At 64.1% G+C, this 12,129-nt stretch carries 11 protein-coding genes; 8 read left to right on the top strand and 3 right to left on the bottom strand.

Annotated features, from left to right (window positions below):
- Positions 1-50: 50 nt before the first annotated feature.
- Positions 51-206: a hypothetical protein gene (locus LK440_RS07625; RefSeq protein ID WP_017685797.1), complete on the bottom strand. Its 156-nt coding sequence runs from the start codon at positions 204-206 to the stop codon at positions 51-53.
- Positions 207-275: 69 nt separating this feature from the next.
- Entirely contained in the window at positions 276-587 is a 312-nt protein-coding gene (locus LK440_RS07620) for a hypothetical protein (protein ID WP_005013769.1), read from the bottom strand.
- A gap of 257 nt (positions 588-844) precedes the next feature.
- On the opposite strand from LK440_RS07620, the gene ku reads away from it, so the two are divergent.
- Together ku and ligD are read left to right on the top strand one after the other, a co-directional pair.
- Positions 845-1,798 carry a non-homologous end joining protein Ku gene (gene ku / locus LK440_RS07615; RefSeq protein WP_005013770.1) on the top strand — a complete coding sequence of 318 codons (954 nt, stop codon included), beginning with the start codon at positions 845-847 and terminating at the stop codon, positions 1,796-1,798.
- Position 1,799: 1 nt separating this feature from the next.
- Entirely contained in the window at positions 1,800-3,425 is a 1,626-nt protein-coding gene (gene ligD, locus LK440_RS07610) for a non-homologous end-joining DNA ligase LigD (protein ID WP_005013772.1), read from the top strand.
- On the opposite strand, the gene LK440_RS07605 is transcribed toward ligD, so the two are convergent.
- Positions 3,422-4,054: a TetR/AcrR family transcriptional regulator gene (locus tag LK440_RS07605; RefSeq protein WP_005013776.1), complete on the bottom strand. Its 633-nt coding sequence runs from the start codon at positions 4,052-4,054 to the stop codon at positions 3,422-3,424. The two genes, ligD and LK440_RS07605, sit on opposite strands and share 4 nt — an antisense overlap.
- A gap of 390 nt (positions 4,055-4,444) precedes the next feature.
- On the opposite strand from LK440_RS07605, the gene LK440_RS07600 reads away from it, so the two are divergent.
- The 6 genes from LK440_RS07600 to phbB are packed head-to-tail and all read left to right on the top strand — an operon-like array spanning position 4,445 to position 12,056.
- The gene (locus LK440_RS07600; RefSeq protein ID WP_005013777.1) at positions 4,445-5,878 is read left to right on the top strand and encodes an efflux transporter outer membrane subunit; all 1,434 of its coding nucleotides are present in this window, start codon (positions 4,445-4,447) and stop codon (positions 5,876-5,878) included.
- A 13-nt stretch (positions 5,879-5,891) separates the two neighbouring features.
- Complete coding sequence (locus LK440_RS07595; RefSeq protein ID WP_005013780.1) at positions 5,892-6,953, top strand: HlyD family secretion protein; 1,062 nt, start codon at positions 5,892-5,894, stop codon at positions 6,951-6,953.
- Positions 6,953-9,682 (top strand): ribosome-associated ATPase/putative transporter RbbA, encoded by a 2,730-nt coding sequence (gene rbbA, locus LK440_RS07590; protein WP_005013781.1) that lies wholly within the window; start codon positions 6,953-6,955, stop codon positions 9,680-9,682. Before LK440_RS07595 ends, rbbA begins: the two co-directional genes overlap by 1 nt.
- A 3-nt stretch (positions 9,683-9,685) precedes the next feature.
- A complete protein-coding gene (locus LK440_RS07585; protein WP_005013785.1) occupies positions 9,686-10,813 on the top strand; it encodes an ABC transporter permease in 1,128 nt (375 codons plus the stop codon).
- Positions 10,814-10,852: 39 nt separating this feature from the next.
- Complete coding sequence (locus tag LK440_RS07580; protein ID WP_005013786.1) at positions 10,853-11,323, top strand: hypothetical protein; 471 nt, start codon at positions 10,853-10,855, stop codon at positions 11,321-11,323.
- Entirely contained in the window at positions 11,313-12,056 is a 744-nt protein-coding gene (phbB, locus tag LK440_RS07575) for an acetoacetyl-CoA reductase (protein ID WP_005013789.1), read from the top strand. Before LK440_RS07580 ends, phbB begins: the two co-directional genes overlap by 11 nt.
- The last annotated feature ends 73 nt before the right edge of the window (positions 12,057-12,129 follow it).

Here is a 12,129-nt window from a genome sequence, read left to right as displayed (position 1 = left end):
GAACAAATAGCTGTATGAATATACAGCAGCATCATACCAGCACCCTGCGCTCACGCGGCAAACGGCCTGTCCAGCTCCGGCTGGTCGCTGTCCGGATCGACCGGAATATCGCCCGGCTCCGGGCCGGGATCCTGGGGCGCCGGTTTGAGCGGGGTATGGCAGAGATGCGGATACATAAAGCCTCCGGTGACGATCGTCCGTTTCATGTTACGCCATCGAGACCGGCCGGCCCCACCACAGCCTGCGGGGTTGCGCAAGCTGCGGTCAGGCGCGCTTCAAAACAGCGAGGAGCGCGCGTTCTTGGCCCGGGGCTGAGGCTCGCTGCCGTCGGCCCAGTTGGACTCGGTCTGCTCGTCCATCGCGGGTAGACGGTCGGACAGGGCTTCATTGTCGTCGCGCGGAATTTTCGGCGGAAAATTAGGGACATCGACCAGACTGGTCGGAGGTAACACCTTGGCGTTGATGCTCACTTGCACTGCCGGGTTGTCGGGTGCCGCTACAGCATCTGCCTGTCGATCCGCCCCACGGGCATCGATATCGGCGGGAGGGCGGCCAAACGCCACCGGGTTGTCGGCACGGGTATTCATGACTGCTCCTGTTTGTGGGCGCCCCCGACGGGCGCCGGCCATTCAGAACCGCTCAACGCAATGCCAGCATGACGCTGGCCTGCCGGATTGGCAATGGCCGTATTTCTTGGCGCCGGCCCGCTGACAGTACGCTGACTCTCTCTTTTAACCCGGAATCGCTCTGCTCAGCGCATCGCTGAGCGCGCTCACACCAGGATTCTGGACGGGTGGCCACTGGCCGCGTATGGTGGACCCAGGCAGGCGCTAAGGAGTCCGACATGGCCAGAACCCTCTGGAAAGGTGCGATCAGCTTTGGCTTAGTACATATCCCCGTGGCCGTACACGCGGCCATTCGTTCCGCGCGACTGGATTTTGACTGGATAGACAAACGCGACGATGCCCCCGTCGGCTATCAACGCATCAATAAGCGCACAGGCAAAGTCATCACCGCCGAGCATATCGTGCGCGGCTATGAGTACGAAAAAGGCGATTACGTATATCTGAGCGATGACGACTTCCGGCGCGCCGACGACGTGGCGACACAGACCATATCCATTCTGGGCTTCGTGAGAGCCGCCGAGGTCCCGCTTTACTTCTACGATACGTCCTATTATTTGGAGCCCGACAAGCGTGGCGGGCCGGGCTATGTACTGCTGCGCGACGCGCTGCTCAAGAGCGGTCGCCTGGCACTGGCGCAGGTGGTGCTGCACACCCGACAGCATCTGGCGGCACTGCTGCCACAGGGCGACGCCCTGATGATGGTGACGATGCGCTACGCCGATGAAATTCGCGACGCGCCAGACATGGAGCTGCCCTCCAAGCGCGCCGCGGCCCGGGAGACGGACATGGCGCTGCGCTTGATCGATGATATGAGCCTGCAATGGGACCCCGAACAGTATCGCGATGCTTATCGCGAGGATCTGCTGGCCGTGATCGAGTCCAAGGTCAAAGCCGGAAAGACGCACAGCCTGAGTCAGGCCGACGAACCCGCCGCCCCGCCACGTTCGGCCAAGGTGCTGGACCTGATGGCCATGCTCAAACAAAGCATAGATCAGGGAAAGCGCACCCCTGCTGCTGCACGCAAGACGGCCACCAAGGCCACCACGGCGCCCCGCAAAACGCCGAAGAAGGCGGCAAAGAAGACCGCCAGCAAAACCGCCGCTGCCAAAACCGTGAAAAAGGCCACCGCACGCAAGACCGCTACCAGGTCGACGCGGCGCAAGGTTGCCTGACGTGGGCAACCCAAAGCTGCAGGCGTATCGTGCCAAGCGTGACTTCACCGCCAGCCCCGAACCCCGAGGGGCGGGACGCGCCGCAGGCCAGACGATTTTTGTCGTACACAAACACGCCGCGCGGCGTCTGCACTACGATTTTCGGCTTCAAATCGGTAGCGTGTTGGTCAGCTGGGCCGTCCCTAAAGAGCCTAGTATGGACCCGCAAGTCAAGCGCCTGGCAGTCAAGGTAGAGGACCACCCGCTTGATTACGCCGATTTCTTCGGCGATATCCCTGCCGGCCAGTATGGCGCGGGTCACGTCGACATCTGGGACCGCGGCCATTGGTCCATGCAAGGCAATCCCGCTCAGGCACTGCAGCGCGGGCATTTGCATTTCCGGCTGCAAGGGCGCCGTCTGCAGGGTGACTGGGCGCTCATTCGCACACGGGACGAGCAATGGCTGCTGCGCAAAGTCCAGGATGTGCCGCCCAAACCAGCCGCTCGTACGCTGCCCGGCAAGGCGGCCTCCATGCCTCGGCAATTGAAACCGCCCCTGGCAACCCTTGCCGATCAGCCGCCTGTCGGCGAAGACTGGCGCTACGAAGTGAAGTACGACGGTTACCGCATGCTGTGCGAATTGCGTGATGGCAACGTCCGCTTCATCAGCCGCAATGGCCTGGACTGGACCGCACGGATGCAGCCGCTGGCCACGACGATCCGCGCCTTGAAGCTGGGCCAAGGTTGGTTGGACGGCGAGGTGGTGGTCTTCAACGAGCAGGGCATTGCCGACTTCCAACTGCTGCAGAAGGCGTTGGATGGCGATGCTTCATGCCTGCGCTACGTGGTCTTTGACCTGCCCTATTGGGAAGGCAGGGACCTGCGCGGCATACCGTTGTCGCAGCGCCAGCATTGGCTGAGCGTCCTGCTCGAACGTGCCCCCAGCCCGCTGCGGCTGACCCAGCGGCTGGACATCGCCGACGCGGCGCAAGCCGCACACGCCTGGCTGCAGGCCTGCCAGCTCCAGCTCGAAGGCCTTATCGCGCTGGTGCAATGGGGGGTGATCGAGCTTCATACCTGGAATTCGCGCGCGCCCAAGACCGAGACCCCGGATCGCCTCATCCTGGACCTGGACCCTGGCGACGGCGTCGACTGGCCCACCATTGTGGAGGCCGCGCAATTGGTTCGCGGCCTCATGCAGGAGGTCGGGCTGGTGCCGTTTCTGAAGTCCACCGGCGGCAAGGGCCTGCATCTGGTCGCGCCGCTCAAGCCCGTGGCCGGCTGGCAAGAAGTCAAGGCGCTGGCGCATGGGCTGGCTGACCGGCTGGAAAGTGTGCTGCCGGATCGCTTCGTCGCCAACATGGCCAAGGCCAAGCGCGGCGGGCGCATCTTCGTGGACTACCTGCGCAATGGCAAGGCAGCGACGGCGGTGGCCGCCTTCTCGGTACGCGGCCGCCCAGGCGGCCCGGTCGCCATGCCCTTGCCCTGGGACGTGCTGGATCCGGCCCGCGATCTGCGCACCAACTGCTTCAATGTGCGCAACGCCCTGGAATGGATCGAGACGCACCCCCATCCATGGGCCGATTACGCCGCCAGCCGCCGCCAGGTCGGCCCCCGCATGCTGGCTCGCCTTGGGCTGCGCGTCTAAGCGGGTCGCGCCATCAAGGCGCACAGCATTTGCACGTGCCCCTCACGCCACTGGCGATCCTGGGCAATCTCGTCTCGCCCCGACACCATGCCGGCCACCAGGGCGTGGACGGCGGGCGAAAGCAGCAACCAGGAATGCGCGGCAACGCCGGGGCGGCACAGGCCACGCTCGGCAGCCTGCTCGAGCAGGTCGGCCAACGCCTCTTGTTGAGCGCGGCTGTCGCGGCCCCACCGTTCGATCAAGTCGGGCAAACGGGCTCCCTCGGCCATCAACAGCCGGAAGGTGGTCATCAGGGCAGGCTGCTCCAGCGCGGCGTGAATGTGCTGCACCAAACGTTCCGCCAACTCCCGCGACGTGCCGACCCCATCGAGCATGATCTTCGGATCGATCGCAACTGGCTTGAGCCAATGGTCCAGCAAAGCGGAAAGTACCTCCTCCTTACTCGTGAAATGGACGTAGAGCCCGCCCTTGGACAATTGTGCCCGCCGCGCAATGTCGTCCATGCGTGTCGCGGCATACCCGCGCGCCGAAAACTCCGCCAGCGCGGCATCTAGTATCTGGCTGACACGCAGCTCGGCGGGCAGTCGCCGCCGTCCCTTGGAGATGGGGTCGGGTTGTGGATTCGTCATCGCTGATTGAAACTAGGGTTAATTTTCCCGAGCATTACATACCGACCGGTCGGTCATTACCTTGATCTGCGTCAAGGCCTGCGACTCCTCGCCGGCCGACAATAGTCAGGCGGACCAAGCCCGTCCGTTACGCCACAGAACGTATCCCCTATCAAAGCGGGCGCCCATCGGCGCCGCGACACTGAAGGTGGCAGGCAATGAGCACGTACATCACCGCAACGCAAGGCCATACCGCGCGGGACACCGCACCCTGGTCTTCGGTGGCAGGTCTGCTGGCAGGGGTGGGGGCTAGTCCTCATCGAGCCAAGCCGGCCCGACGGGGCGCGCCGCGTCGCAGATTCTGCATGCCGCGTACCGGGCCTGGCCTCTATGTGCTGGAGATATGACATCATGACCCGCCGCCTGCTCAGCCTTGCCATCAGCGCCATCCTGCTGTCTGGCTGCATCTCCCTGGCGCCCGACTATGAACGCCCGGCGCTGCCAGTGGCAGCAAGCTTCCCGCAGCCATCCGGTTCCCTTACCATTAGTGCGCCTGCCGCTGCCGTCGATTGGCAATCGTTTTATACCGATCCCCAACTACGCGGCTTGATCACGCAGGCCCTGAACAACAACCGCGACCTGCGGTTGGCCGTTCTGCGTGTCGAAGAGGCGCGTGCGGCCTATGGCATCGAACGCGCCGGCCTGTTCCCCACGCTTGGGGTGACGGCCGACGGCACGCGCCAGCGCACCCCTGGTGATCTCAACCTGACCGGACGCTCGGTCACAGGCTCGCAGTATCAGGTCGGACTGGGCATGGCGGCCTGGGAGCTGGACTTCTGGGGCCGGGTGCGAAATTTGAAGGATGCCGCGCTGGAACAGTACCTCGCCACCGACGCCGCCCAGCGCGCAGCCACGCTTTCGCTCATCAGCGAGGTGGCTGACGGCTATCTCACCCTGCGCGAACTCGATGAACGCCTGGCATTGACCCGGACGACCATCGCCACGCGGGCCGAATCACTGCGGATTTTCCGCCGCCGTTTCGAGGTCGGATCGATTTCCAAACTCGACCTGACCCAGGTCGAAACCCTGTGGCAGCAGGCCACGGCGTTGGGAGCCGAGCTCGAACGCACCCGGGCCGCGCAACTGCAGGCCCTGCAAGAACTCGTCGGTGAACCCATCACTCTGGCAGAAGCGCCCGACGCGTTGACGCATGAGGCGCTGATGCAGGAGCTGCCCGCCGGCCTGCCCTCGGATCTGCTGACCAACCGCCCTGATATCGTTGCAGCCGAGCATCAGCTAAAGGCCGCCAACGCCAATATCGGTGCGGCACGGGCGGCCTTCTTTCCCCAGATCTCGTTGACGGGCGCGTTCGGCTCGGCAAGCAGTCAGCTCCACGGGCTGTTCGGCAGCGCAAGCTCAGCCTGGAGTTTTTCGCCCAACCTGAATTTGCCCATCTTTGACGCCGGCCGTCGGCAATCCAATCTTGAACTGGCTCACGCGCGCCAGCAACAGGCAATCGCCCAGTACGAAAAGACCATACAGACCGTTTTTCGTGAGGTGGCCGACGCGCTGTCGGCACGTTACTGGTTGGCCGAACAGGTGCAGATCCTGCAGGCCACCGTTCAGGCCCAAGGCGAGCGTGCCCGCCTGGCCCGCCTGCGCTACGACCACGGTGCCTCGCCCTTTCTCGAAGTCCTGGACGCCCAACGAGATCTGCTGGATGCCCAGCAACAATGGGCCAGCACGCAGCGCGCGCTGTTGTCGAGCCAGGTCGCGCTGTACGCGGCGTTGGGCGGGGGCACGCACGCGCAAGTCACCGCCCCGGTCCCCACCGATCATCCGTAACGAGGTTTCAACGATGAATGCCCGCAAAACTCTGCCCTTGGCCATCCTTGCTGTCGTGGCTTTGCTCGGCTACTACGGCTGGCGCAACATCAACGACCGTGGCCCCGGCGAAGGCTTTGTCAGTGGAAACGGCCGCATCGAAGCCACCGAGATCGACGTCGCAACCAAACTGGCCGGCCGCGTCGATGATGTACTGGTCAACGAAGGCGCGTTCGTCCAGGCCGGTCAACCGCTGGCACGCATGCAGATCGACACTCTCACGGCGCAGCACGCCGAAGCACGTGCCCAGCATCAGCAAGCCATCAACGCCGCGGCCAGCGCGCGCGCGCAGGTGGCCCTGCGCAGGAGCGACAAACAGGCCGCACAGGCCGTCGTCGTCCAGCGCGAAAGCGAGCTCGACGCGGCCCGCCGGCGTCTTGCCCGCTCCCAGACTCTGTCCAAGGAAGGCGCCTCTTCCATTCAGGAACTCGATGATGACCGCGCCCGCGTCCGAAGCGCCGAGGCGGCCGTGGCGGCAGCACGTGCCCAAGTCGCCGCTGCCGACGCGGCCATCCAGGCGGCCCAGGCCGAGGAGGTGGGCGCGGGATCGGCTATCGACGCCGCCCAAGCCACGGTGGCCCGGGTGCAGGCCGACATCGCCGACAGCGAATTACGCGCGCCGCGAGCCGGCCGCGTGCAGTATCGCGTCGCCCAGCCGGGCGAAGTGCTGGGTGCCGGCGGCAAGGTCCTCAACCTGGTCGACCTCTCCGATGTCTATCTGACCTTCTTCCTGCCCGAGCAGGCCGCCGGCAAAGTGGGGCTGGGCACGGAGGTGCGCCTTGTACTCGATGCCGCACCTCAGTTCGTCATCCCCGCCTCCGTGAGCTATGTCGCCAGTACGGCGCAGTTCACGCCCAAGACGGTGGAGACGGCCAGCGAACGCCAGAAACTGATGTTTCGCGTCCGCGCGCAAATCAGCCCCGAACTGCTGCAACGCCACCTCACCCAGGTCAAGACCGGCCTGCCCGGCGTGGCCTGGATCAAGCTCGACCCTGACACGGGCTGGCCCGCCAATCTGCAAGTCAAGGTACCGTGATGGACAAACCCGTCGCCCGGCTTGAGCACGTCAGCCAGCACTATGGCAAGACCGCCGCGCTCGATGACGTGAGCCTGGACTTCCCTGCCGCGCGCATGGTGGGCCTGATCGGCCCGGATGGGGTTGGCAAATCCAGCCTGCTGGCATTGGTCGCCGGCTCGCGCGCCGTGCAGCAAGGCAGCGTCACGGTGCTGGGCGCAGACATGGCCAATGCGCGCTATCGCGAACAGGTTTGCCCGCGTATTGCCTATATGCCGCAAGGGTTGGGAAAAAATCTCTACCCCACGCTGTCGGTCGAAGAAAACCTGCAATTCTTCGGCCGTCTGTTCGGCCATGATGCCGCCGAGCGCCGCCGGCGCATCGACGACCTCACCCGGGCCACCGGCCTGGAATCCTTCTTGCAGCGGCCAGCCGGCAAACTCTCCGGGGGCATGAAGCAGAAGCTGGGCCTGTGCTGCGCCCTCATTCACGACCCCGATCTGCTCATCCTGGACGAACCTACCACGGGGGTCGACCCGCTAGCCCGTGCCCAATTCTGGGACCTCATCAACGACATTCGCCAGGACCGCCCCGGCATGAGCGTCATCGTGGCCACCGCCTATATGGACGAGGCTCAGGGCTTTGACTGGCTCATCGCCATGGACGCCGGACGCGTGCTGGCCACCGGCACCCCCGCCGAACTGCTCTCGTCTACGGGCAGCACCTCGCTTGAAGAAGCCTTCATCGCGCTGTTGCCCGAAGAACGCAAGCAAGGGCACCAACCCGTGGTGATCCAGCCCCTGGCCGTCGACGAGGCCGCCGACGTCGCCATCGAGGCACGCGACCTTACCATGCGTTTTGGCGACTTCGTCGCCGTCGACCATGTCAATTTCCGTATCCGCAAAGGCGAGATTTTCGGGTTCCTCGGCTCCAATGGTTGCGGCAAGTCCACCACCATGAAGATGCTGACGGGACTGCTGCCGGCCAGCGAAGGCCAAGCCTGGTTGTTCGGCCATGAAGTCGATCCCCGCGACATCGATACTCGCCGCCGGGTGGGTTATATGTCACAAGCATTCTCTTTGTATGGCGAGCTCACCGTAAGGCAGAACCTCGTGCTGCACGCGCGCCTGTTTCATGTGCCCGAAGCGGCCATCGCCGACCGCGTGAAAGAGATGGTCGAACGCTTCGACCTCGCCGCCGTGCTCGACAGTGTTCCGGACAGCCTGCCGCTGGGTGTGCGCCAGCGACTTTCGCTGGCTGTGGCCATGGTACACAAGCCCGAACTGCTCATCCTCGATGAACCCACCTCCGGCGTGGACCCGGTCGCGCGCGAAAACTTCTGGCGCCTGTTGATCGACCTGGCGCGCCAGGACATGGTCACGATCTTCATTTCCACCCACTTCATGAACGAAGCCCAGCGCTGCGACAGAATCTCGCTCATGCATGCCGGTAAGGTGTTGGTGAGCGACACCCCGCAGGCCATCATCGAGCAATGTGGAGCAGCCACGCTCGAAGAGGCGTTCATCGACTACCTGGTGCAAGCCGGGGCCGGCACACAAGTCCCACCCGAAACCGCATCCGCAGCCGTGCCATCGCCACCTCCCGCGCCGGCTCACACCCTGCGAGGATTTCACTTCAGCCGGGCCGCCAGCTACATGTGGCGCGAGGCGCTTGAGCTGCGCCGCGACCCGGTGCGAGCCACGCTCGCGCTGGTGGGCTCCTTGATCCTGATGTTCGTGATGGGTTTCGGCATCAGTATGGACGTGGAGGATCTGCGCTATGCCGTACTGGACCGCGATCAGACTGGCTTGAGCCATGACTACGCATTGAATCTGTCCGGCTCGCGCTATTTCATCGAGCAGTCGCCGATCACCGACTACTCGGATATGGACCAACGCATGCGCGCCGGAAAGCTGGCGCTGGCCATAGAGATTCCCGTCGGCTTCGCGCGCGATGTGCAGCGCGGCAAGCCCGCGCAGATCGGCGTCTGGATAGACGGGGCGATGCCGCAGCGCGCCGAGACCGTGCGCGGCTATGTGCAAGGCATGCATCAAGGCTGGTTGCTCGATCAGGCGCGCAAGCAATCCGGCTCTTCAGCCCATCTGGCCGTCAGCACCGAGGCCCGCTTTCGCTATAACCCGGATGTGCGCAGCCTGCCGGCCATGGTGCCGGCAGTCATCCCTTTGCTGTTGCTGATGATGCCCGCCATGCTCACCGCGCTTTCGGTCGTGCGCGAAAAAGAGCTGGGCTCCATCATCAACCTCTACGTCACGCCGGTCTCGCGCCTGGAATTTCTCCTCGGCAAGCAGGCGCCTTACGTCGCGCTGGCCATGCTCAACTTCCTGCTCATGGTCTTGCTGGCCGTGACGGTATTCGGCGTACCGATTACGGGAAGTTTCGTCACCCTGCTGTTGGCCGCGCTTGTCTACAGTGTCATCGCCACGGCCATAGGGTTACTCGCCTCGACGTTCACGCGCAGCCAGATCGCCGCGCTGTTTTTCACCATGATGGGCACCATGGTGCCTGCCGTGCAGTTCGCCGGCCTGATCAACCCGGTCTCATCGCTCGAAGGTGGCGGCCGCCTGATTGGCCAGATCTATCCGGCCACGCATATGCTGACCATCTCACGCGGCGTATTCAGCAAGGCCTTGCATATGCACGACCTCTACAGCGCCTTCTGGCCGCTGCTGCTTGCCGTGCCCATCATTCTGGGCGTTTCGGTCTTGCTACTCAAAAAGCAGGAGGTGTGAGTCATGGGGCGTCACATTGCCAACATTTACCGCCTGGGCATCAAGGAGCTCTGGAGCCTGGCGCGCGACCCCATGATGCTGATCCTGATCGGGGTGTCCTTCACCATCATGATCTACACGGCCGCAACGGCCGTGCCGGAGTCCTTGCACAACGCGCCCATCGCCGTGGTCGACGAAGACAGCTCACCCATGTCGCAGCGCATCGTCTCGGCCTTTTATCCTCCACACTTCACCCCGCCGGCCCACGTCTCGGCCGCCGAGGCCGATGCAGGCATGGACCGCGGGCTCTACACCTTCTGGATCAACATTCCGCCCAACTTCCAGCGCGACGTACTTGCCGGACGTCCCGCCGAGATCCAGCTCAATATCGATGCCACACGGATGAGTCAGGCGTTCACCGGCAGCGGCTACATCCAGCAGATCATCAGCGACGAGGTCAACGCCTTCGTCAAGCGCTACCGTAAGGCCGATACCCCGCCCGTGGATCTGGCGATACGCATGCGCTTTAATCCCAATCTCACCCAGGCCTGGTTCGGCGCCATGATGGAGATCATCAACAACGTCACGATGCTGTCCATCATCCTGACCGGGGCCGCACTGATCCGCGAGCGCGAACACGGCACCATCGAACACCTGCTGGTCATGCCGGTCACACCGGCTGAAATCATGTTGGGCAAGGTCTGGTCCATGGGGTTGGTCGTGCTGGTGGCCGCCGGCCTGTCGCTGACCTTCGTCGTGCGCGGAGCGCTGCACATCCCCATCGAGGGCTCGATTGTCCTTTTTCTTGTGGGTGCGGCGTTGCACCTGTTTGCCACGACCTCCATGGGGATTTTCCTGGCCACGCTGGCCCGCAGCATGCCGCAGTTCGGCATGCTGCTGGTGCTGGTTCTGCTGCCCCTGCAGATGCTCTCCGGCGGCAATACGCCACGCGAAAGCATGCCGCAATTCGTCCAGGACATCATGCTGGCCGCTCCCACCACACACTTTGTGGAGCTGGGACAGGCTATCCTGTATCGAGGCGCGGGGCTGAACGTGGTGTGGGTGCCCTTCCTGGCGCTGCTGATCATCGGCAGCGTGCTGTTCGCCTTCTCGCTTGGACGTTTTCGCAAAACCCTCAGTCAGCTTGCCTGACCCGGGCTCCTCCTTTTTACCTTAGTGCAAGGACGGATCATGAAGAAAACCGCTTCACAACCCAGCAACCCTCCTGCGGCGTCTCTTTTTGCCGCCAATCTCGCGTATTGTCAGCGCTTGGCCACTCTGGCGCAGGAAAGCCAGGGCCGGTGGGCCGCGCTGGCGCAGCAGATCTGGCGCGACCACGCCAGCCAGTACCAGGCTACCCTGGCCCCCTTGGCCCAGACGCAAGAATGGCAGGCGCTCGCGCCCGCAATCGGCGATCTCGCGCGCAACCAATGGCAGGCACGCCTGAACACCACCTCCGCCCTCGTGCACACCGTTTTGTCCGAGCAGGCTGCCCTGGCCGCAGGGGTGTCCCAGGCGGCGAATGCATGGCTGCAGGACGCGGGCGACGCCTGCAATGGCCTGAGCGGCTCGCCGGCTGGCAAGGTCTGGGCCGCCTTGGCCGAACAGATGAGCGCTGCCACCCAGTCGCTGCAGGCCATGGGAGCGCGCGATGAACGCTAAGCTCACGGCGTTGGTCACCGGGGGCATGGGCGCGCTGGGCCAGGCGATCGCCCACGCCCTGGATGACGCCGGGCATCGCGTCATTGTCACCTGCCATCGGCGCGGCCCTGCCACCCAGGCGCGGTTACGCGAACACAAAGCTGCCGGGCGCGAATTTCTGGCCTATGCGGTGGACGTCGCCGACCACGCCAGTTGCCGGCAGTTGGCCGAACAACTGGCCGCCGACGGGCTGGCCGTCGATATTCTGGTCAACAACGCGGGTCTGACTCGCGATGCCAGCCTGCGCAAGATGCTCCCCCAAGACTGGACCGACGTGCTGCGCACCAATCTTGACTCCATGTTCAATATGACCCAGCCCTTTGTCGAAGGCATGACCGCACGCGGCTGGGGCCGCATCGTCAATATTTCGTCGTCGGTCAACGGTTTCAAGGGCGCATTCGGGCAAACCAACTACGCGGCCGCCAAAGCCGGCATACATGGTTTCACCAAATCACTGGCGTTGGAAGTCGCACGCAAGGGCGTGACGGTCAATACGGTGTCGCCAGGCTATCTGGATTCACCCATGGTGTCGGCCGTCCCCCCCGACGTGCTGCGCGACAACGTGCTGCCACAGATACCGGTGGGCCGTCTGGGCAAGCCGCAGGAGATCGCCGCTCTGGTGGCGTTCATCTGCGGCGACCTGGCCGGCTTCATGACCGGCAGCAACGTCGCCATGAACGGTGGCCAGTATTGATGGGCTCAGCCGTGGAGGCTTGCGCCGCGTCAAGCATGGCCACGGTTCACGGGCTTAGAATAAATACGCGGGT

This window comes from Bordetella holmesii (genome assembly GCF_020735985.1).
GTDB lineage: Bacteria > Pseudomonadota > Gammaproteobacteria > Burkholderiales > Burkholderiaceae_B > Bordetella > Bordetella holmesii.
The sequence above is the reverse complement of the archived record's forward strand: the minus strand, read 5'-3'. Positions and strand labels throughout refer to the sequence as shown.